Annotated in this window: 13 protein-coding genes and 1 pseudogene; 9 read left to right on the top strand and 5 right to left on the bottom strand. The window is 50.6% G+C overall.

The genetic code is table 11. The features are described from left to right. Nucleotides 1-74 precede the first annotated feature (74 nt). From hmsP to A7098_RS24375, 4 genes and pseudogenes are all read left to right on the top strand, one after another. Nucleotides 75-2063 carry a biofilm formation regulator HmsP gene (gene hmsP / locus A7098_RS03250; RefSeq protein WP_001266343.1) on the top strand — a complete coding sequence of 663 codons (1989 nt, stop codon included), beginning with the start codon at nucleotides 75-77 and terminating at the stop codon, nucleotides 2061-2063. A gap of 182 nt (nucleotides 2064-2245) precedes the next feature. Then, nucleotides 2246-3532: a C4-dicarboxylate transporter DctC gene (gene dctA, locus A7098_RS03240; RefSeq protein ID WP_000858214.1), complete on the top strand. Its 1287-nt coding sequence runs from the start codon at nucleotides 2246-2248 to the stop codon at nucleotides 3530-3532. Nucleotides 3533-3751: 219 nt separating this feature from the next. Continuing rightward, a complete protein-coding gene (locus A7098_RS03230; RefSeq protein ID WP_105280319.1) occupies nucleotides 3752-5248 on the top strand; it encodes a pitrilysin family protein in 1497 nt (498 codons plus the stop codon). 169 nt (nucleotides 5249-5417) lie between these two features. Beyond that, nucleotides 5418-5999, top strand: a pseudogene (locus A7098_RS24375) (hypothetical protein). On the opposite strand, the gene kdgK reads toward A7098_RS24375, so the two are convergent. Beyond that, entirely contained in the window at nucleotides 5971-6900 is a 930-nt protein-coding gene (gene kdgK / locus A7098_RS03220) for a 2-dehydro-3-deoxygluconokinase (RefSeq protein WP_105280318.1), read from the bottom strand. The pseudogene A7098_RS24375 and the gene kdgK sit on opposite strands and share 29 nt — an antisense overlap. A gap of 231 nt (nucleotides 6901-7131) precedes the next feature. Here kdgK and pdeH point away from each other — a divergent pair, with 231 nt between their 5' ends. Both pdeH and A7098_RS03205 read left to right on the top strand, forming a co-directional pair. After that, on the top strand, nucleotides 7132-7899 hold the full coding sequence (gene pdeH / locus A7098_RS03210; protein WP_105280317.1) for a cyclic-guanylate-specific phosphodiesterase: 768 nt from the start codon (nucleotides 7132-7134) through the stop codon (nucleotides 7897-7899). Between the two features lie 69 nt (nucleotides 7900-7968). Then, on the top strand, nucleotides 7969-10029 hold the full coding sequence (locus tag A7098_RS03205) for an AsmA family protein (RefSeq protein WP_105280316.1): 2061 nt from the start codon (nucleotides 7969-7971) through the stop codon (nucleotides 10027-10029). A gap of 236 nt (nucleotides 10030-10265) precedes the next feature. Here A7098_RS03205 and A7098_RS03200 read toward each other — a convergent pair whose 3' ends face one another. The 3 genes from A7098_RS03200 to A7098_RS03190 all read right to left on the bottom strand — a co-directional run bounded on the left by A7098_RS03200 (nucleotide 10266) and on the right by A7098_RS03190 (nucleotide 13923). Next, nucleotides 10266-11588 (bottom strand): MFS transporter, encoded by a 1323-nt coding sequence (locus A7098_RS03200; protein ID WP_001149026.1) that lies wholly within the window; start codon nucleotides 11586-11588, stop codon nucleotides 10266-10268. A gap of 373 nt (nucleotides 11589-11961) precedes the next feature. After that, on the bottom strand, nucleotides 11962-12975 hold the full coding sequence (gene yhjD, locus A7098_RS03195; protein ID WP_000191243.1) for an inner membrane protein YhjD: 1014 nt from the start codon (nucleotides 12973-12975) through the stop codon (nucleotides 11962-11964). A 48-nt stretch (nucleotides 12976-13023) separates the two neighbouring features. Then, on the bottom strand, nucleotides 13024-13923 hold the full coding sequence (locus tag A7098_RS03190) for a LysR family transcriptional regulator (protein WP_032226745.1): 900 nt from the start codon (nucleotides 13921-13923) through the stop codon (nucleotides 13024-13026). Nucleotides 13924-14440: 517 nt separating this feature from the next. Between A7098_RS03190 and A7098_RS03185 the strand changes: the two genes are divergently transcribed. Further along, the gene (locus tag A7098_RS03185; RefSeq protein ID WP_001165764.1) at nucleotides 14441-15043 is read left to right on the top strand and encodes a LuxR C-terminal-related transcriptional regulator; all 603 of its coding nucleotides are present in this window, start codon (nucleotides 14441-14443) and stop codon (nucleotides 15041-15043) included. 51 nt (nucleotides 15044-15094) lie between these two features. Here the strand turns inward: A7098_RS03185 and A7098_RS03180 are convergent, their stop codons facing one another. Further along, nucleotides 15095-16744: an alpha,alpha-trehalase gene (locus A7098_RS03180; protein ID WP_000934236.1), complete on the bottom strand. Its 1650-nt coding sequence runs from the start codon at nucleotides 16742-16744 to the stop codon at nucleotides 15095-15097. Between the two features lie 405 nt (nucleotides 16745-17149). Here A7098_RS03180 and ccp point away from each other — a divergent pair, with 405 nt between their 5' ends. Together ccp and A7098_RS03170 are read left to right on the top strand one after the other, a co-directional pair. Beyond that, entirely contained in the window at nucleotides 17150-18547 is a 1398-nt protein-coding gene (ccp, locus tag A7098_RS03175; protein ID WP_105280315.1) for a cytochrome c peroxidase, read from the top strand. Between the two features lie 209 nt (nucleotides 18548-18756). Then, on the top strand, nucleotides 18757-19008 hold a 252-nt coding region (locus A7098_RS03170), incomplete at its 3' end, for a pyridoxal-dependent decarboxylase (protein ID WP_301005535.1).

Genomic DNA, 19008 nt, shown 5'->3' with positions numbered 1-19008 from the left:
GATAGCGCCTCTCTTAATGCCGCTGCGATCGGGTATACTCGGGCGGCAATCTGGGATTTCCGGGGGGAGACAATTTGCGCGTTAGTCGCTCGTTAACAATTAAGCAGATGGCAATGGTGGCGGCCGTTGTCATGGTGTTCGTTTTTATTTTTTGCACTGTTTTGCTGTTCCACCTGGTACAGCAGAATCGCTATAACACGGCTACGCAACTGGAAAGCATTGCTCGCTCTGTCCGCGAACCCTTATCTTCCGCCATTTTAAAAGGTGATATTCCCCAGGCGGAAGCTATTCTTGCCAGCATAAAACCAGCAGGCGTGGTCAGTCGCGCCGACGTGGTGCTGCCTAATCAGTTCCAGGCACTGCGTAAAAGTTTTATTCCAGAGCGCCCGGTGCCGGTGACGTTCACTCGACTGTTTGAGTTACCGGTACAAATCTCGCTGGGCGTCTACTCGCTGGAACGTCCTGCTACCCCGCAGCCGATTGCCTATCTGGTGTTACAGGCGGATTCCTTCCGCATGTACAAGTTCGTGATGAGCACTGTCTCTACGTTAGTGACCATTTACTTACTTTTGTCGCTGATCCTGACGGTGGCGATTAGCTGGTGCATTAATCGACTGATATTACATCCTTTACGCAATATCGCTCGCGAGCTAAACGCCATTCCACCGCAAGAGATTGTCGGCCATCAACTGGCCTTGCCGCGTCTGCACCAGGACGACGAAATCGGTATGCTGGTGCGTAGTTACAACCTCAATCAGCAATTGTTGCAGCGCCATTATGAAGAACAGTGCGAAAACGCGATGCGTTTCCCGGTGTCGGATTTGCCAAACAAAGCCTTGCTGATGGAGATGCTGGAACAGGTGGTCGCACGTAAACAAACCACCGCACTGATGATCATCACTTGTGAAACGCTACGTGATACTGCTGGCGTGCTGAAAGAGGCGCAGCGGGAAATCCTGCTACTGACGCTGGTGGAGAAAATCAAATCGGTGCTGTCGCCACGCATGATCCTCGCACAGGTCAGTGGCTATGACTTCGCTGTGATCGCTAATGGTGTACAGGAACCGTGGCACGCTATCACATTAGGTCAGCAAGTGCTCACTATCATGAGTGAACGCTTGCCGATTGAACGTATTCAGCTACGTCCGCACTGTAGCATCGGTGTGGCGATGTTCTATGGCGATCTCACTGCCGAACAACTTTATGGTCGTGCTATTTCGGCGGCATTTACCGCCCGTCATAAAGGGAAGAATCAGATTCAGTTCTATGATCCACAGCAGATGGAAGAAGCTCAACAACGGTTGACGGAAGAGAGCGATATCCTTAATGCACTGGAAAATCATAAGTTTGCTATTTGGCTACAGCCACAGGTGGAGATGACCAGCGGCAAACTCGTTAGCGCGGAAGCGTTGCTGCGCATCCAGCAAGCGGATGGCACCTGGGAACTGCCGGATGGCTTAATCGATCGTATTGAGTCCTGTGGGCTGATGGTTACCGTCGGTCATTGGGTGCTGGAGGAATCCTGTCGACTGCTTGCTGCCTGGCAAGAGCGCGGCATTATGTTGCCATTATCGGTGAATCTCTCGGCGCTACAGTTGATGCACCCAAATATGGTGCCGGATATGCTGGGGTTATTAACTCGTTATCGTATTCAGCCTGGAACGTTGATCCTGGAGGTCACGGAAAGCCGACGCATTGATGACCCTCACGCGGCGGTGGCGATCCTTCGTCCGCTGCGCAACGCCGGCGTACAGGTGGCGCTGGATGATTTCGGCATGGGTTACGCAGGGCTGCGTCAGTTGCAGCATATGAAATCGTTGCCAATAGACGTGCTGAAAATCGACAAAATGTTTGTTGAGGGCTTACCGGAAGATAGCAGCATGATTGCTGCAATTATCATGCTGGCACAAAGCCTGAATCTGCAAATGATTGCTGAAGGCGTAGAAACGGAAGCGCAACGCGACTGGCTGGCAAAAGCAGGTGTTGGTATTGCCCAGGGCTTCCTTTTTGCCCGTCCACTCCCCATTGAAATCTTCGAAGAGAGTTACCTGGAAGAAAAGTAGCTACCCCAAACTGATTACAAAACTTTAAAAAGTGCTGGTTTGTGCGAGCCAGTTCAAACTTTTTAACCTTTTTGTTTCAATTATGATCCAGGTACATTTCTGTGATGTTGTCTGGGTGTTATTTTAAGGCCGCAGGTACTCCATAACCTTACAAGACCTGTGGTTTTACTAAAGGACACCCTATGAAAACCTCTCTGTTTAAAAGCCTTTACTTTCAGGTTCTGACAGCGATAGCCATTGGTATTCTCCTTGGCCATTTCTACCCTGAGATAGGCGAGCAAATGAAACCGCTTGGCGACGGGTTCGTTAAGCTCATTAAGATGATCATCGCTCCTGTCATCTTTTGTACCGTCGTAACGGGCATTGCGGGCATGGAAAGCATGAAGGCGGTCGGCCGTACCGGCGCAGTCGCACTGCTTTACTTTGAAATTGTCAGTACCATCGCGCTGATTATTGGTCTTATCATCGTTAACGTCGTGCAGCCTGGCGCCGGAATGAACGTCGATCCGGCAACGCTTGATGCGAAAGCGGTAGCGGTTTACGCCGATCAGGCAAAAGACCAGGGCATTGTCGCCTTTATTATGGATGTCATCCCGGCGAGCGTCATTGGCGCATTTGCCAGCGGTAACATCCTGCAGGTGCTGCTGTTTGCCGTACTGTTTGGTTTTGCGCTCCACCGTCTGGGCAGCAAAGGCCAACTGATTTTTAACGTTATCGAAAGTTTCTCGCAGGTCATCTTCGGCATCATCAATATGATCATGCGTCTGGCACCCATCGGTGCGTTCGGGGCGATGGCGTTTACCATCGGTAAATACGGCGTCGGCACCCTGGTACAGCTTGGGCAGCTCATTATCTGCTTCTACATCACCTGTATCCTGTTTGTGGTGTTGGTACTGGGTTCAATCGCTAAAGCGACCGGTTTCAGTATTTTCAAATTTATCCGCTACATCCGTGAAGAACTGCTGATTGTGCTGGGAACATCCTCTTCCGAGTCGGCGCTGCCGCGTATGCTCGACAAGATGGAGAAACTCGGCTGCCGCAAATCGGTGGTGGGGCTGGTTATCCCGACAGGCTACTCGTTTAACCTTGATGGGACATCGATATACCTGACGATGGCGGCGGTATTTATTGCCCAGGCCACTAACAGTCAGATGGATATCGTCCACCAAATCACGCTGTTGATTGTGTTGCTGCTCTCTTCCAAAGGGGCGGCTGGGGTAACGGGCAGCGGCTTTATCGTGCTGGCGGCGACACTCTCTGCGGTGGGCCATTTGCCGGTGGCGGGTCTGGCGCTGATCCTCGGTATCGACCGCTTCATGTCAGAAGCCCGTGCGCTGACTAACCTGGTCGGTAACGGCGTAGCGACCATCGTGGTTGCTAAGTGGGTTAAAGAGCTGGACCACAAAAAACTGGATGATGTGCTGAATAATCGTGCGCCGGATGGCAAAACGCACGAATTATCCTCTTAATCTCACCACTTATGCCCGCACTCCCTTCCCCGAGTGCGGGTGTTTGAGCATAATTGCCCCCTGTGCCCGAACTTACCACCTGGGTGAGTTCGGGTTTATTTCACTTCCTCCGTGACATTTTCATGTTCTTGCGGTCTAACACGAAGTGTTTTTAACGTCATTTAGGCTGACCGATAGCGGGCAGTCTTTTATTACCAGGATAGTTGATCAGGGGTTCACATGCAGGGCACAAAAATTCGACTTTTAGCGGGCGGTTTGCTGGTGATGGCCACTGCTGGCTATGTGCAGGCAGATGCGCTCCAGCCTGATCCAGCATGGCAACAGGGGACGCTCGCCAACGGTTTACAGTGGCAAGTGCTGACCACGCCCCAGCGTCCCAGCGATCGTGTTGAAATTCGCCTGCTGGTTAATACCGGTTCGCTCGCCGAAAGTACACAACAGAGCGGTTACAGTCATGCCATTCCTCGTATTGCGCTGACGCAAAGCGGTGGTCTGGAAGCGGCACAGGCACGTTCATTGTGGCAGCAGGGGATCGACCCTAAGCGCCCGATGCCGCCGGTGATCGTCTCTTACGACACCACGCTGTTTAATCTGAGTTTGCCAAATAATCGTAACGATCTGCTGAAAGAGGCGCTCTCTTATCTGGCGAATGCGACCGGCAAGCTGACCATCACACCAGAAACGGTTAACCATGCGCTGCAAAGCCAGGATATGGTGGCAACCTGGCCTGCCGACACTAAAGAAGGCTGGTGGCGCTATCGTCTGAAAGGATCAACTTTGTTAGGTCACGATCCTGCCGATCCGCTGAAAAAGCCCGTTGAAGCGGAAAAGATTAAAGATTTCTACCAGAAATGGTACACCCCAGATGCAATGACGCTGCTGGTGGTGGGGAACGTTGATGCGCGCTCGGTTGTCGACCAAATCAACAAAACGTTTGGCGAACTGAAAGGCAAACGTGAAACACCGGCTCCGGTGCCGACGCTTTCTCCGCTGCGTGCGGAAGCGGTGAGCATTATGACCGACGCGGTGCGCCAGGATCGGTTATCTATCATGTGGGACACGCCGTGGCAGCCGATTCGTGAGTCAGCCGCACTGCTGCGCTACTGGCGCGCGGACCTGGCTCGTGAGGCGCTGTTCTGGCATGTTCAGCAAGCATTAAGCGCCAATAACAGCAAAGACATCGGCCTTGGATTTGATTGCCGAGTGCTGTATCTGCGTGCGCAATGTGCCATCAACATCGAGTCACCAAACGACAAGCTGAACAGCAACCTTAATTTGGTGGCGCGTGAACTGGCGAAAGTCCGCGATAAAGGTCTGCCGGAAGAAGAGTTCAACGCCCTGGTCGCACAAAAGAAACTGGAGCTGCAGAAACTGTTTGCCGCCTATGCACGAGCTGATACCGATATTCTGATGGGTCAGCGGATGCGTTCACTGCAAAATCAGGTTGTCGATATCGCACCGGAGCAATATCAGAAACTGCGCCAGGATTTCCTTAACAGCCTGACGGTAGAGATGTTAAATCAGGATCTGCGTCAGCAGTTGTCGAACGACATGGCGTTAATTCTGCTGCAGCCGAAAGGCGAGCCGGAATTTAACATGAAATCGTTGCAGGCTGTCTGGGATCAAATCATGGCGCCATCGACTACGGCTGCGGCAACGTCTGTCGCCACGGATGATGTGCATCCTGAAGTGACGGATATTCCACCCGCGCAGTAATAAATAATCCGGCAGCGTTTCTTCTGCGCTGCCGGGATTAACGGTAATGAATATACCCGCAGATATTTTTCCAGGCACGGCGGTAGCGTGCAGATAATTACTGACTGCTGTGGTTTATGTAAAAGGAAGTAACCACACTTTGTGAACGTAACGTGCTAAAGGAATATAAATGCGCTACAAAGTCACACTGTTCTTGCCGATCATGATTCTCTGTTGAACAGCTCTCTATTCCTGCAACAAAAATTTTCTTTTACTTTGGGATGCGAATAATATTTATGTCAGTACAAGAAATAATATCGATAAAGACAAGGTAAAAATAGAATTCGGTATCAGTGTCAATACGATCAACCGAGAAACGGATGCCGAATTATTTGCTGACAGAGCGAAGTATACAGTTCTCTTCGACGGTAACCTGAAAAACAGGATGATAAACGAGTACGGCGAAAATGATTTTTTAATTACCTATGATGACCGCTGCTATTTATCATTTCGTCAATTTAAAACTAATCATCGTCATCAACATGATTATTATTTTGACTTATTTTACACTAATGGGAATGTCTTCGTCACGGTCGAAATTAAAGGTGAGAACCCGCTTAAATTTACGCGTAGTTTGAATGATATGCGTCAGCAGTTTATTTCAAATCATCAGCACCGCTCGGTTTATCCCTGCAAGAAGATTAACGGAGAACGAATATCTACCCGTTCTCCGCCAAAAACCATTACGCTGGCATCGCCTCACGCGGGATAATCGCGCCGCGATACTGGATAACTGTACTTGCAGTCAAATGTCCACGTTTCGCTGCTTCTTCTGCACTGCCCCCGGTCAGGCGTACCGCCAGATAACCGGCGCTGAAAGAGTCACCCGCAGCGGTGGTGTCGATCACTTTTTCTTTCGGCAGTTTCACCGCAGGAACATCCACTAACCCTTCGCCAGTAATGGACACCAGGCAAGAATCCGCCCCGCGTTTTACCACCACTTCTTTCACGCCTGCGTTATGGGTACGCGCAATGACGTCTTCCACCGGCTGTTGACCCCACAGCGCGTCTTCATCGTCCAGCGTCAGGAAGGCGATATCTGTGCATTCCAGCATTTGCTGGTACACCTGCTGCGTCTCTTCTTTGCTCGCCCACAGGCGCGGACGGTAGTTGTTGTCGAAAATGACCTTCCCGCCGTTGGTACGGCATTCGCGCAGCAGAGAAAGCAGCTTCTCGCGGCTGGTCGGGCTTAAGATCGCCAGGCTAATCCCGCTAAGGTAAAGGTAATCGAAATTCGCCAGCTCTTCACAAATCGCTGCTGACTGCTCGCTCTCCAGCCAGAATTTAGCTGCGGCTTCGTTACGCCAGTAGTAGAAAGTGCGTTCGCCAGTGCTATCGGTTTCAATGTAGTAAAGACCCGGCAGGCGGTTTTCCATCCGTTGGGTCAGGGAAGTATCGACGTTCTCGCCGTGCCAGGCGTCCAGCATCTGCTGACTAAAACTGTCCGTCCCCAGCGCCGTTATGTAGTGAACGGTTAATGCCGCAGGATCGACCTGACGAGCGATGTAGACGGAAGTATTCAGGGTATCGCCGCCGAAACCGCGCTTAACGTCTGCGCCTTTCTCGGAAAGCTCAATCATGCATTCGCCAATCACGGCAATCTTTTTGGACATAGTCGTGAACCTGATCTGTAAAAAATTAGCGTTAGTTTGCGCTGTGGTGGTTTGCTGGTCAACTATATTAAAACGCTGTTCCATTATTTTTTTGAGCCAGAACGTATTCCTGGAAGATTCCGTCGTTGTGTGGGCAAATTAACTTCTCTCTGGCGGTAAAGTTCTGCCGTGGCGCGCCGATAATATTTGTCGAGTCCGGGCAGCATCACTTTTAAACACAGGACATCTTCGATGATAAGGCAGGTTATCCAGCGAATAAGCAACCCTGAAACAAGCATCGAGAGCTTGCAGGAACGGCGTTTTTGGTTGCAGTGTGAGCGCGTTTATACCTGGCAGCCGATTTACCAGACTTCCGGACGATTGATGGCCGTGGAGCTTTTAACCATTGTCACGCATCCTGATAATCCCTCGCAACGGCTGCCGCCAGATCGTTATTTTGCCGAAATCACCGTCAGGCATCGTATGGATGTGGTGAAAGAACAGATTGATTTACTGGCGAAAAAAGCTGCGTTCTTCGTTGAGCACGGCCTGCTGGCATCGGTTAATATTGATGGACCTACGCTTCTTGCCCTACGTCAGCAGCCGGAAATTTTGCGTCAGATTGACCGTCTTCCCTGGCTGCGTTTCGAACTGGTGGAACACATCCGTCTACCGAAAGATTCAACGTTTGCCTCGATGTGCGAATTTGGCCCACTGTGGCTGGATGATTTTGGCACCGGGATGGCAAATTTCTCTGCGCTAAGTGAAGTGCGTTACGACTACATCAAAATCGCTCGCGAACTGTTTGTGATGCTGCGCCAGTCGCCCGAAGGTCGCACGCTCTTTTCCCAGCTTTTGCATTTGATGAACCGCTACTGCCGTGGGGTGATCGTCGAAGGTATCGAGACTGAGGAAGAGTGGGGCGATGTGCAAAATTCTCCCGCATTCGCCGCACAAGGCTGGTTTCTTTCACGTCCGGCACCAATCGAAACGCTGGACTCGGTGGTGTTGGCTCTGTAAGCCGCCTCATTTTCTGCCTGGCTGGACTATCTTTAGGACTGGCACAGGAAGAATGTGAGGAAGCGAACTATGAGCAAAGCAGGCAAAATAACCGCTGCGATTTCAGGGGCTTTCTTGTTGTTGATCGTCGTGGCGATCATTTTGATTGCAACGTTTGACTGGAACCGTCTCAAACCGACCATCAACCAGAAAGTCTCTGCGGAACTGAATCGCCCCTTCGCCATCCGTGGCGATCTGGGCGTGGTGTGGGAACGGCAAAAGCAGGAAACCGGCTGGCGTAGCTGGGTGCCGTGGCCTCATGTACACGCACAAGACATCATTCTCGGCAACCCGCCGGATATTCCCGAAGTGACGATGGTACATTTACCGCGCGTAGAAGCGACGCTGGCTCCGCTGGCGTTGCTGACTAAAACGGTCTGGCTGCCCTGGATCAAGCTGGAAAAGCCCGACGCGCGCCTGATTCGCCTCTCAGAAAAGAACAATAACTGGACGTTTAATCTCGCCAACGATGACAACAAAGACGCGAATGCAAAGCCGTCGGCGTGGTCGTTCCGTCTGGATAATATTCTGTTCGATCAAGGGCGGATCGCTATTGATGACAAAGTAAGCAAAGCAGATCTGGAAATTTTTGTCGATCCGTTAGGCAAGCCGTTGCCGTTCAGCGAAGTTACTGGATCGAAAGGTAAAGCAGATAAAGAGAAGGTAGGCGATTACGTTTTTGGCCTGAAAGCGCAGGGGCGCTATAACGGCGAACCGCTCACGGGTACAGGAAAAATAGGCGGTATGCTGGCGCTGCGTGGCGAAGGAACACCTTTTCCGGTGCAGGCTGATTTTCGCTCCGGTAATACCCGTGTTGCTTTTGATGGCGTCGTGAATGACCCAATGAAAATGGGCGGCGTCGATTTACGGCTTAAATTTTCTGGCGATTCGCTGGGTGATCTCTATGAACTGACGGGCGTTCTGCTGCCCGATACCCCGCCGTTTGAAACGGATGGTCGGCTGGTAGCGAAAATCGACACTGAAAAATCGTCGGTCTTTGATTATCGCGGCTTTAACGGGCGCATTGGCGATAGCGATATCCACGGTTCTCTGGTCTACACCACCGGTAAGCCGCGACCAAAACTGGAAGGTGACGTTGAGTCACGGCAGTTGCGGCTGGCTGATTTGGGACCATTGATTGGCGTTGATTCCGGGGAAGGGGCAGAAAAGTCGAAACGCTCTGAACAGAAGAAGGGCGAGAAAAACGTTCAGCCTGTGGGCAAAGTGCTGCCTTATGACCGCTTCGAAACCGATAAATGGGATGCGATGGATGCTGATGTTCGTTTCAAAGGGCGGCGCATAGAACATGGCAGCAGTTTGCCGATTAGCTCTCTTTCTACCCATATCATCCTCAAAAACGCTGACCTGCGTCTGCAACCGCTGAAATTTGGCATGGCGGGCGGCAGCATTGCGGCGAATATTCATCTGGAAGGGGATAAAAAACCGATGCAGGGGCGGGCGGATATACAGGCTCGTCGACTGAAACTGAAGGAGCTGATGCCGGATGTAGAACTGATGCAGAAAACGCTGGGAGAAATGAATGGCGATGCTGAACTGCGTGGTAGCGGTAACTCGGTGGCGGCGCTTTTAGGCAATAGTAACGGCAACCTGAAACTGTTAATGAATGACGGGCTGGTGAGCCGTAACCTGATGGAGATTGTTGGGCTGAACGTCGGAAACTACATTGTCGGTGCGATTTTCGGTGATGATGAGGTGCGGGTGAACTGCGCGGCGGCGAATCTGGATATTGCTAACGGTGTGGCACGCCCGCAGATTTTTGCTTTCGATACTGAGAATGCGTTGATCAATGTTACCGGCACGGCAAGTTTTGCTTCGGAGCAACTGGATTTGACTATTGATCCGGAGAGCAAAGGGATTCGTATTATCACGCTGCGTTCGCCGCTGTATGTGCGTGGGACGTTTAAGAATCCGCAGGCTGGTGTGAAGGCCGGGCCGTTGATTGCCCGTGGCGCTGTTGCGGCGGCACTGGCAACGTTGGTGACGCCTGCGGCGGCGTTACTGGCGCTGATCTCACCTTCAGAAGGTGAAGCTAATCAGTGCCGGACGATTTTGTCGCAGATGAAGAAGTGATGGGGTTGGATTAGATTTGCTGGTGAATTCGGGAGCAGCGTGTTCCCCTCACCCTAACCCTCTCCCCAAAGGGGCGAGGGGACTGTTTTGTGCGTGTTGAAATAACGAGTGCCGCTTTTCCGTTCACTTTCTGGGGGGGGAGGGCTGTTATGTTCGCGATGTAACATCTCGCTCCGCTTTTCTCCCTCTCCCTTTCAGGGAGAGGGCTGGGGTGAGGGTGGCAGCCCGCACGATACTTACAACGACTGATGCCGCGTCTCATGCGTCAGCAGCAAGGCAATTAACGTCAAGCCAGCCATCGCCGCCAGATATAACCCCACTGCGCCTAACCCGTAGTTAGTCTGCAACCAGGCTGCGATATACGGCGCAACGGAAGCCCCAAGAATCGACGATACGTTGTAAGAGAACGATGCTCCGGTGTAACGTACTTCCGTCGGGAACAGTTCTGGCAACAGCGCGCCCATCGGCCCGAAAGTCAGCCCCATCAGACTTAACCCCAGCAGCAGGAAGGCAAAAACCAGAATCGGGTTGCCAGAACCGAGCAACGGGTTAAAGGCGAACAGCGCGAACAGGATGATAAGCGTCGTGATGATTACCATGCTTTTACGGCGACCAAAGGCATCAGCCAGTAATCCGGCGACTGGCACCATCACGCCAAAACCAATCACTGCCATCATCAGCATCCACAATACTTCGTTACGCGGCAGGCCAAGCCCAACTGGCGCGGCGGCGGTACTAAAGGTCATCGAGTAGACGGTCATGATGTAAAACAGCGTATAGGTTGCCAGCATAATGAACGTACCCAGTACGGTTACGCGAACATGTTTGGTCAGCAGCGTACCCAGCGGGATTTTCACCTGCTTTTTCGCTTTAGCGACTTTCTCAAACACCGGCGATTCATGCAGTGAAACGCGGACATACAGGCCGATAATCACCAGCACCGCCGAGAAGATAAACGGTACGCGCCAGCCCCAGCTCATAAACTGCTCGTCGGTCAGTAGCCAGGAAAGCAGCAAGAAAGTGCCGTTGGCAAAGAAGAAGCCAATCGGTGCGCCCAGTTGCGGGAAGGAGCCGTACAATGCACGTTTGCGCGGCGGGGCGTTTTCAGTTGCCAGCAGCGCCGCGCCGCCCCATTCACCGCCTAAACCCAGCCCCTGACCAAATCGAGCCAGCGCCAGCAGCAGCGGGGCGAAAATACCAATCGTGGCATAGCCCGGCAACAGACCAATCACCACTGTCGAAATTCCCATCGTTAGCAACGAGGCGACCAGCGTCGCTTTACGTCCAACGCGATCGCCAAAATGACCAAATACGGCAGAGCCGATGGGGCGCGCGACGAAGGCAATGGCGAAGGTGGCGAGCGACTGTAGCGTTGCTGCCGTAGGATCGCCCTGCGGGAAGAAGATATGCGGAAACACAATAACGGCCGCAGTAGCGTAAATATAAAAGTCGAAGAACTCAATGGCCGTGCCAATGAGAGAGGCGACAAGGACTTTATTACGCGAGTTTACCGGCGTGAATTCCTGGTTATTTTCGAGTGTTGTGGCTGTTGCTTGCATAATCTTTTCTTATTTTTTGGCTAACGAATAGCCATATTACGCACAGCAAAAGTGATATTTCAATGTGTAACAAATCGCGGGAATGGTCAAAAACCAGGCAAAAAGGGGATAATGTTTAGGCTGGTGATTTTTCTTCTATGAAATGCTTCACACAATTTCATAAATAGTCAATAAAACTGGTTTTAGGTTAAATAAAAGTTACCAACTGGATTTATATGCTGGGGTTATGAGTTGGTATGAAATTGTTCGCTCCTGAAGAGATGTCGTTTCAGGTGGTTATGTGCGCATTATAGCCGGATGCGATGCTGGCACATTTTATCCGGCCTACGGGGAGCCAGGCCGAATAAGGCGTTTACGCCGCATCCGGCATATTTTAAGGCTGCGTTTTCCCCGGCATTCGCGGGTCATCTTTGTACTCGGCGGTGGCAATCCACGCCGCACAAAACAGCGTCAGACGAGCAAAGAAGTAGAAAAACGCCATCAGCCCCAGCACGGAACCAAATGCTGCGCCAGACGGGGATTTCATCAACGACGGCAGGGTGTAGGTCATCACGATTTTAATCACTTCAAAACCAATCGCTGCGAGGAATGTCCCGCGAATCAGCGCCTTTCTACGCGGACGGTGGCGCGGCAGGCGCCAGAAGATCCAGAAGAAAAGCAGATAGTTGGCAAAGATAGAAATCGCCAGACCAATCAACCGCCACGTCGGTTTCAGCCACTCAATGCTATTAAGGTGCAGCGCGCTAATAATCATTTGTTGCGCAGAACCAGCAACGGAAGTGATCGAGAGCGTCACAATCAGCGCAATCAACAAACCAATCAGCGAAATAAAGTCACGCAGATATTTTACCCAGAACTTCTCCTGATCTTGCGGCGAACGTTCCCAGACATCGCGCGATTGGGCGCGAATTGCTTCACGTAAATTCCCCATCCAGTTGATGCCGGAGTATAGCGCCACGGCTAACCCGACAAGTCCTACGGTAGTACGCTGCTGAACGGCAGTGTTGATGGTGTTTTTCAACGTGGCGGCAAGCGTCGGATCGCTGATGTTTTGCAGAATCTTATCGAAGATATCCTGTAACAGCATCGGATGGGAGGCCAGCACAAAACCCCCTGCGGCAAACGACACCATCAAAATCGGGATCATCGACAAAAACGAGAAATAGGTGATAGCCGCACCAAACTGGTTACCCAGCCGATCGTTAAAGCGTTCTGTCGCGCGAATAAGGTGTGCGATGATCGGTTGGCGTTGGATTTTTTCGGCGGTGGTGGTGACGGTTTCCAGCGCCTGGCTAACTTTGCCGCCTTTATCGCTATTATCCAGATGCTTAATTGGCTCGTGCTCCAGATCCTGGGTGGGACGTTTAATCTCGTTTTCCTGCGTCATCCGCTCTTTAGTCCTTCTGTCGTTGTCTTTCTTAAAAAGTATAGTCGGTCAGTCCAGGTACTCTTTCATCACACCAGCCAGCCACTGCATAAACAGGTTTACACGGCGGGAAAGCTCCCGACGCTGTGGGTAAACCAGAGAAATGGAGCGTGGTTCGGCGCGGTAGTTGGGTAACACTTCGATAAGCTGTCTGGCGCGTAGGGCTTCGCGTACGGTGACGCGGGGGATCTGAATAATCCCCAGTCCCGCCAGACCGGCGGCAAGATAGTTTTCTCTACTGTTTACCGTCAGCATGCCGCCGGACTTAAACCACTGGACGCCATTAACACTGGCAACCTCAAAACCCAACGGATGCGCGCCCAGATGTGGCGTGTAATGCACTACCGCGTGCGAAGTCAGGTCGTCGGGACTTTGCGGATAACCAAAGCGCGTCAGATAGTGCGGACTGGCGCAGTTGACCATCGTCAGTTTGCCGAGGGGACGGGTGATGAGTCCATCGTCGGGCAACGTTCCCGTGCGTACTACGCAATCAAAGCCATCATGAAGAATATCTACCGGACGGTCATTGCTGCTTAATTCCAGTTCAATTCCCGGATATTGATGGAGAAATTCGGGCAGACGCGGCAGTAGCAGGGTTTTTGCCATCCCGGATGGGATATCGATGCGCAATTTACCGCTGATGCTGGTGGCGCCCTGCTGAAATAAACCGTCCAGTTCGTTGAGATTACTCAACACATCTTTTGCCCGTTGATAATAGGTCATGCCATCAGGCGTGAGTTTGACCCGTCGCGTGGTGCGCTGGAGAAGCTGGGTGCCAAGTTGATGTTCCAGTGCCTGTATCTGGCGCGAAACGCTTCCTTTTGGCAATGCAAAGAAATCCGCCGCGCGGGAAAAACTCTCCAGCTCCGCAACCTTGATGAACAACTGCATTGCGTGAATTTTATCCATTTCTTTTACCGATTGTTGTTCACAGCGAAACAGTAACGCGTATATCGCATTATTTATTGTTTTTCTAACATCTAATGCATGATTTCACAACGATGCAACGTTGAAAGTGAGGCGATTTTAGAGAATCAAAGGCGGATTCGCGTCTCGGCATAGAGAAATAACCAACACAAAGCCAAAATTTTGATTCGTTTTATAAAATGCGGACATACAACATTGTGTATTTGTGCGTAATCCAGTCACTTTCTTAAACTATGGATGCTATTAAAGCGTGCGCTGAATTGGCCTGGTTAATCGGAACGTGGCGTGAAAATATAAGGAATTCCTTAAGATTTTTTTAAATAGTGCCCTCGACATGTAATTTCAGGCGTTTAGCTGTAACTATTTATATCGGTAACTATTTTCTGTCTTTCATCTCTGTAGAATGGCCTCCGCCAAATGGCGAATTCTTATTTTGTCTCTCGGGTAATACCCTTCCACTACTTAAGTCTTTTTAACGTATTCAGGTGGAGATTCAGTAATGCAAATAATCATGTTTGACAGGCAGTCAATATTTATTCATGGAATGAAAATCAGTTTACAGCAACGTATTCCAGGCGTAGGTATTCAGGGCGTCGGTCAGGCAGACGAGTTATGGCAAAAGCTGGAAAGTTACCCTGAAGCCTTAGTTATGCTCGATGGCGATCAGGATGGGGAGTTTTGCTACTGGTTGTTGCAAAAAACCGTGGTGCAATTTCCTGAGGTTAAGGTGTTAATCACGGCTTCGGATTGCAACAAACGATGGTTGCAGGAGGTTATTCATTTCAATGTGATGGCGATTGTACCGCGTGATTCTTCGATCGATACGTTTGTGTTGGCGGTCAATAGTGCGGCGATGGGAATGATGTTTCTGCCCGGTGACTGGCGAACCACGCCGGAAAAGGATACGAAAGATCTCAAATCGTTAAGCGCCCGCCAGCGGGAAATTTTAACCATGCTGGCGGCGGGCGAATCGAATAAAGAGATTGGTCGGGCATTAAATATCAGCACCGGAACGGTAAAAGCGCACCTGGAATCGCTCTATCGCCGTCTGGAAGTGAAAAACCGTACCCAGGCGGCGATGATGCTAAATATCTCCTCCTGAAGAGGATAATTTTACAGCCAGTAGGACGTTAGTGGCTGGCTGTAAAAAATATTATGGTTCGCCGTATAAACCAATTAAACGGCGTACCACACCGTTGGTCCAGCCAAAGCCATCCTGCAATGGATATTCGCCCCCGCCGCCCTCGCGGGGGATACCATCGGCAATATGGTATTTCTCGATCAGTTTGTGCTGTTCCAGATAGAACTGATTCACCGTCTTCAGCCAGCTACGCGCAATCTCATCACCCAGATGGTCATCACCGTACATTTTAAATCCCTGAATCGCCATCCATTGTAACGGTGCCCAGCCGTTGGGTTTATCCCATTGTTCACCGGTTTCATACTCGCTTGCCAGAATCCCGCCCGGCGTCAGTAATCGGCTTCGCACGGCATTTGCCAGACGGTCGGCCTGTTCATGGTTCGCCATGCCCACATATAACGGCACAATGGCAGCAGCGGAAAAGAGTGCCTGCTGTTCGCGCCGCCAGTCGTAATCGCGGTAGATACCATTTTCATCATCCCAGAGATAATGGTTTACCGCATCGCGGCGGGCATTGGCTTTCTGGCGGAACAGCGTTTCCGTCTCCTTATCGCCTTTCAGCGACGAGATGTTGGCGATGGCGCTCTCCAGTTTAAACAGGAAAGCATTAAGATCGATGGGGATGAACTGAGTGGTACGAATGCTCGCCAGGCGACCCGCGTCTCGCAGCCAACGGGAAGAGTAATCCCAGCCAGAAGCTGCGCCCGCGCGTAAATCGCGGTACACCTCGTTGGGCGGGCGACCAGAATGTTTTGCGGTTTCTACGTCTTCAAGCCAGGATTCGTCACGCGGCGTGTCGCGATCGTCCCAGTAACGGTTGAGCAGCGATCCGTCGGGCATTCGCACAACATGGCGATAGGCCTGATTAGGGATCAGCGATTCTGCGCCGTCCATCCAGAAGGCATATTCCATTTTAAGATGCTCAAGGTAACGGCGCGCGCCGCGTACACCATCTTCTTCAAATAGCTCCACCATCAGCGCGAACACCGGTGGCTGCGAGCGACTCAAATAATAGGTGCGGTTGCCGTTGGGGATGTGCCCATAGTTTTCGATCATCCAGGCGAAGTTATCGGCCATGCATTTCAGCAAATCTTCACGCCCGCTTTCCGCCAGCCCCAGCATGGTGAAATAGGAATCCCAGTAGTAGGTTTCGCTAAAACGACCCCCTGGAACAATGTACGACTGCGGCAGCGCCAGCAGAGAAGACCACGGAATGTGATCCTGTGGCTCACGGGTTAATACCGGCCATAGCTGGTCGATATGCTCTTTCAGTGAGTTTTGCGGGTTCGATACATATTCACTGGAGTAAATCTCCGGTAACCAGAAGTGATTTTCAACGAATCGGCGCAAATCGAAATCACGATGACGGCGCACTTTACGATAGCGGATTAAGATATCCAGCGGGTCCATTTTGGGTGCGCAGTCAGGAAACGTTTTACTGTCGGGGAAAATTTTTGCTGACTGGACATGTTCGAAAAGTTCGAGATAGCGGTCAGCAGGTGTTAGTGCGTCAGAGGCTGGCAGCCCCTCAATCATTTCGGGTTCTGGCTCTGCCTCGATCATCTCATCCAGTTTTAATTCATACGGGTCCAGCTCATAACAGAGATCGACCTCGATCGTCAGTTCGTCTGGATTAGGGTTTTGAATTTTCTGATTGAGCATAAGGATCCGACCTCCGAAATTCGTCGCTAATTATCGGGCTTTCCTTTAAGCGTAGTCATTCGCTCCGGTCGATGGGCGACAAAGCGTGCGGTGGATCACGTTTATTAATGGGACAAAAAATATAACGCGCTAATATCAATGGAATTTATAAAAATACGGATTTCGTGTTGTTTTTCATTTTCAGAACATTCAATCATGGTCTCCCCCGTAATCATGATATGCCATTCCTGATCTGGGTAATAGGCACAGGCTATCTTATTGATAGTTTATATTCATGTAATTGATTGATTCCTATCAAAAAGCGTATCTCCCTGTTTTTTATGATGGCTTTGTCTCGCAGAGACGTTTGCAGCATTCTGGAAAATTTTCTGGGTCACAATAACTCACTACCGTGAGGGAAGAATAATGAAAATGGTCTCACGTATTACCGCGATCGGCCTGGCTGGCGTCGCGATTTGCTATTTAGGGTTATCTGGTTATGTGTGGTACCACGATAATAAACGCAGTAAACAGGCCGATGTTCAGGCATCTGCTGTCAGTGAAAATAATAAGGTTTTAGGCTTTCTCCGCGAAAAGGGATGCGACTATTGCCATACGCCTTCGGCAGAATTACCCGCCTATTATTATATTCCTGGCGCGAAACAGTTGATGGATTACGACATTAAGCTCGGATATAAATCTTTTAATCTTGAGGCTGTGCGTGCGGCTCTGTTGGCTGATAAACCCGTTTCGCAAAGCGATCTGAATAAGATTGAATGGGTGATGCAGTATGAAACTATGCCACCAACGCGTTATACCGCGCTACACTGGGCGGGTAAGGTGAGTGATGAAGAGCGGGCGGAAATACTGGCCTGGATTGCAAAACAGCGCGCGGAATATTACGCCAGTAATGACACTGCTCCGGAGCATCGCAATGAACCGGTGCAGCCCATCCCGCAAAAACTGCCTACCGATGCGCAAAAAGTGGCGTTGGGCTTTGCGCTGTATCACGATCCCCGTTTATCGGCTGATAGCACCATTTCATGCGCTCATTGCCATGCGTTGAATGCGGGGGGCGTCGATGGCAGAAAAACATCGATTGGTGTCGGTGGTGCGGTCGGGCCGATTAATGCGCCGACGGTATTTAACTCAGTATTTAACGTTGAGCAGTTCTGGGATGGTCGTGCGGCAACATTGCAGGATCAGGCGGGTGGGCCGCCGCTGAATCCGATTGAAATGGCGTCCAAATCCTGGGACGAAATCATTGCGAAGTTGGAAAAAGATCCTGTGCTGAAAGCGCAGTTCCTCAAAGTTTATCCGCAAGGTTTCAGTGGTGAAAATATTACTGACGCAATTGCTGAATTTGAGAAAACATTAATTACGCCGGATTCACCGTTTGATAAATGGTTGCGTGGTGATGAAAATGCGCTGACGGCGCAGCAGAAAAAAGGTTATCAATTATTTAAAGATAATAAATGTGCAACGTGTCATGGCGGTATTATTCTCGGTGGACGTTCTTTCGAACCGCTGGGTCTGAAAAAAGACTTTAATTTTGGTGAAATTACGGCGGCAGATATTGGCCGTATGAATGTAACTAAAGAAGAACGCGATAAACTGCGTCAGAAAGTACCCGGTTTGCGTAACGTTGCGCTAACGGCACCGTACTTCCATCGCGGTGATGTGCCGACGCTGGACGGGGCGGTGAAACTGATGCTGCGCTACCAGGTCGGTAAAGAGCTGCCGCAGGAGGATGTGGATGATATCGTGGCTTTCTTGCACAGCCTGAACGGAGTTTACACACCGTATATGCAGGATAAACAATAATTAATTCGATCGCCCGACAGGAATGTTTGGGCGATTTTTATTACGATAATAAAGTCTGTTTTTAATATTATCATGTTAAATGTTTATATTATAAAAAGCCTTTTTTCTGTTTAGGATTTTGTTATTTAAATTACACCCGTAACGCCTTGCGTCCATTCCAGATAAATCCTACTTTTTTATTGCCTTCAAATAAATTTAAGGAGTTCGAAATGGACCAGAAGTTGTTAACGGATTTCCGCTCAGAACTACTCGACTCGCGTTTTGGCGCAAAGGCAATTTCAACTATCGCGGAATCTAAACGTTTTCCGCTGCACGAAATGCGCGATGACATCGCATTCCAGATTATCAATGATGAATTATTTCTCGACGGTAACGCCCGTCAGAACCTGGCGACTTTCTGCCAGACCTGGGACGACGAAAATGTTCATAAGCTGATGGATCTGTCGATCAACAAAAACTGG

It is taken from the genome of Escherichia sp. MOD1-EC7011 (assembly GCF_002965005.1).
Classification (GTDB): domain Bacteria; phylum Pseudomonadota; class Gammaproteobacteria; order Enterobacterales; family Enterobacteriaceae; genus Escherichia; species Escherichia ruysiae.
This window is presented reverse-complemented; position numbering and strand designations above follow the sequence as displayed.